This window comes from Bacillus sp. 05T31 (assembly GCF_056396725.1).
This window is the reverse complement of record NZ_JBFTMA010000498.1, coordinates 1-3,337: the sequence shown is the minus strand read 5'-3', so window position 1 is coordinate 3,337 and position 3,337 is coordinate 1. Positions and strand designations below refer to the sequence as shown.

Here is a 3,337-nt window from a genome sequence, read left to right as displayed (position 1 = left end):
GGTTAATTTTAACTATCGGCAAAGGTGACAAAAACATTACAGATTTGTAAGCTATTTCAATGTTTTTTTGAATTTATACTTCTCCCCTTTGAAACTTTAAGTATTATTAACAACCAGATAGGTCATCATAATATAAAGTATTTAAGAATCCTAATTTAAAGGAGGCGTGTAAAATATACTACGTAAAATTAATTAAAGGTCAATCTTTCTATGCTTTTGATCAACGATTCTTAGTGTCTCATGAAGAAGAGGTTTCGGAAAAAATTTTTAATTACTTACGCCGGAATGAATTCTTCGAAGTACGTAAAGAAGAATATTCCGCCTAAAGTATGAAAAGCATCAAAAAATGACTCTCATAATTGGGATTTTTTCTTGATGCTTTTATATTATCTCCCTTTATTCAACATTACTCCTCAATTCTCTTAAAATCTTATAGTATATGTCCAAGCTAATTCATCGTTACCTTCATATTTTAGTATATGAGGAGGTGACGAATATGACTCATATCATTGATTATCAAGCTACTCAACCTTTAAATAAAACAGGTGAAACAACTTTTGTAATTCCCCATTCCCCAGAAAAAGCAATTCTAGCAAGTATTAAATTAAAAATTTCAAGAAGAGATTCACGTAATAATCGAGTAGAATTAATTGCTACAGTTGGGGTTAAAGGTATAACTGAGATTTCACAAGTTTTATTCCGAATTTTCCGTGACAATACAGAAATCTTCAACGCTCAAGTAGGGATTGAATCTACAGATTCTGAGCAATTTTACGCGCAAACATTTCAAGCTATAGATCAAAATGTTAGCTGCGGGACTCACGAGTATTCATTAACTGTAGAAAACCTTACTAGTGGTGCAAGTGCAGACATTGTTGGTCCTCTGTCTTTTAGCGGCTTAGCTATTGGACAAGATCATAAGTGTTGCTAATTTAATCTATTTTGGTTTTTTGAGAAAAGTAAGACGTATTATCTGCGTTCTTACTTTTTTTATTTTCCCCACACTTACCTTCCCTTTGAATTTACTTGTGAATTTTTTGTATTTTTAGTTACCCATTGTATCACTTAATTCATCATTTTTTTACAAATCAAAAAGATTGAAATCCATTAATGAAACACGTAATATAGACTCTGACTCTAAAAAAGTTCGTTAAAAATAATACATAAAATAAGGAGGTTTTATATACGAGTTTTTCATTTTAAAAGAAAGAGAGGTTTTACATTATGTGGCGTAATAAAAATGTTTGGATTGTGTTAATTGGGGAGTTTATTGCTGGTCTAGGGTTATGGCTTGGTATTCTTGGTAATCTTGAATTTATGCAAAAATACGTCCCTTCTGATTTTATGAAATCCGTTATATTATTTATCGGACTGTTAGCTGGTGTTCTAGTCGGTCCAATGGCTGGGCGTGTCATTGATCAATATGAAAAAAAGAAAGTTCTTCTTTACGCTGGATTTGGTCGTGTTATTAGTGTTATTTTCATGTTTTTCGCTATTCAATATGAAAGTATCGCTTTCATGATTGCATTTATGATTGCACTTCAAATTTCCGCGGCATTTTATTTCCCTGCATTACAATCTGTAATTCCACTCATCGTTAATGAACATGAGCTATTACAAATGAACGGTGTACATATGAATATCGGTACAATCGCTCGTATTGCAGGTACTTCACTAGGTGGCATTCTTTTAGTTGTAATGAGTTTACAGTATATGTATGCCTTCTCAATGGCAGCATACGCTTTATTATTCCTCTCAACTTTCTTCCTACAATTTGAAGATAAAAAATCCGCTACATCAAGTAAACAATCAGCTAAAGATAATAGTTTTATGGAAGTATTTCGTATTTTAAAAGGAATCCCTATTGCTTTTAAAGCACTTATATTAAGTATTATCCCTCTTTTATTTATAGCTGGATTCAATTTAATGGTTATTAACATTAGCGAAATGCAACATGACCCAACAATTAAAGGATTCATATATACAATTGAAGGTGTAGCATTTATGTTAGGTGCCTTCGTTATTAAACGTTTATCTGATCATTTCAAACCTGAAAAGTTACTATATTTCTTCGCATTTTGTACCGCTTTTGCACACCTTTCGTTGTTCTTTAGCGATATTAAATGGATGGCACTTGCCTCATTTGGTTTGTTTGGATTTAGTGTTGGCTGCTTCTTCCCTATTATGTCGACAATTTTCCAAACGAAAGTCGAAAAAAGCTATCACGGACGTCTCTTCTCATTCCGTAATATGTTTGAAAGAATTATGTTCCAAATTGTCTTACTCGGCACAGGCTTCTTCTTAGATACGATTGGATTACAGTATATGGTTCTAATTTTCGGAGTCATTTCATTGTTAATTATATTTATTTCCCTATCTAAACAGAAACGATTTGAAAAACAAACGTCGCAATCTGCGAATTTATAAAACTAATACTTCTTAAGAATGGATCCCGTATTTTACTGGGTCCATTCTTTTTGAATTTCAAGGATTAAAATCTATTCTCTTTATGTAGTTCAAATATTTAAAGGATTATCCCCTACTACTTTCGAATAAAATAAATTATAGATTTTTCAAAAAGGAGCTGTGGAAATGTCTGATGGCATCCAATTATTAATTACCCTTCTGTTTTCATTCATTATGTTTGGCGCCCTTAATTTTTTAGCCATTTCCCTATCCCAAAATAACTTTAAAAGAAGAATTGTTGCAGGTTTCTTATTTTTACTGTTAACTCCCATTATCTTTTTGACTACTACAGCATTCACCTCTATATTCGATAAAGGTGGATTTGGCGCAGCTAACCTAGCCTTTATTATTGCAAATATGTATGTTGTAAATGGAATTGTCATTCTTCTTTCCGCTTCATTTATCCTCAAAAGACATAACATAAGATAGACCATTAGGCATGAATCTGGCATTACACTAGATTCATGCCTTTTTATTTTGAAATCCCACCCTTCTCCAAATTTTTATGTGAAATTTATTAATTCTTTATAAAAATTTAAACTTTATTCATTACAATATTCCTATCGTATTCGCACRTTTATAAAAACTAATAAGAAAGGAGTACACAATGAAAAAGCTTCTATTTATTTTCCCTATATTAATCGTTCTACTTAGTGGATGTAGCAATAATGATATATACGGTTCTTGGGAAGTCATTGATAATAAAAAAGGTGAATGCCCTGTGTATTATAAATTTGAAACAGTTGTAAAAGAAGAAAAGAAAGAAAAGGTTGTTCACAATTTAGTGGAAATGCAAACAACAACTAAAAAAGAGGATTTATTTAAAGGATCGTTTGTTAAAAATTCTAACGTGTATCGTATTGATTATGGT

General features: G+C 31.5%; 5 protein-coding genes. All 5 read left to right on the top strand.

From position 1 onward, the window contains the following. The first annotated feature begins 173 nt into the window (after nt 1-173). Nucleotides 174-326: a YqbF domain-containing protein gene (locus tag AC1DJR_RS22835; RefSeq protein ID WP_078179002.1), complete on the top strand. Its 153-nt coding sequence runs from the start codon at nt 174-176 to the stop codon at nt 324-326. A gap of 170 nt (nt 327-496) precedes the next feature. Next, complete coding sequence (gene exsC / locus AC1DJR_RS22830; protein WP_002165595.1) at nt 497-931, top strand: exosporium protein ExsC; 435 nt, start codon at nt 497-499, stop codon at nt 929-931. A 293-nt stretch (nt 932-1,224) separates the two neighbouring features. Beyond that, nucleotides 1,225-2,427: an MFS transporter gene (locus AC1DJR_RS22825; protein ID WP_219302716.1), complete on the top strand. Its 1,203-nt coding sequence runs from the start codon at nt 1,225-1,227 to the stop codon at nt 2,425-2,427. Between the two features lie 165 nt (nt 2,428-2,592). Continuing rightward, nucleotides 2,593-2,895 carry a hypothetical protein gene (locus AC1DJR_RS22820; protein ID WP_214933168.1) on the top strand — a complete coding sequence of 101 codons (303 nt, stop codon included), beginning with the start codon at nt 2,593-2,595 and terminating at the stop codon, nt 2,893-2,895. A 178-nt stretch (nt 2,896-3,073) separates the two neighbouring features. Continuing rightward, nucleotides 3,074-3,337: hypothetical protein (locus tag AC1DJR_RS22815; RefSeq protein ID WP_477003571.1), on the top strand; the 264-nt coding region annotated here is incomplete at its 3' end.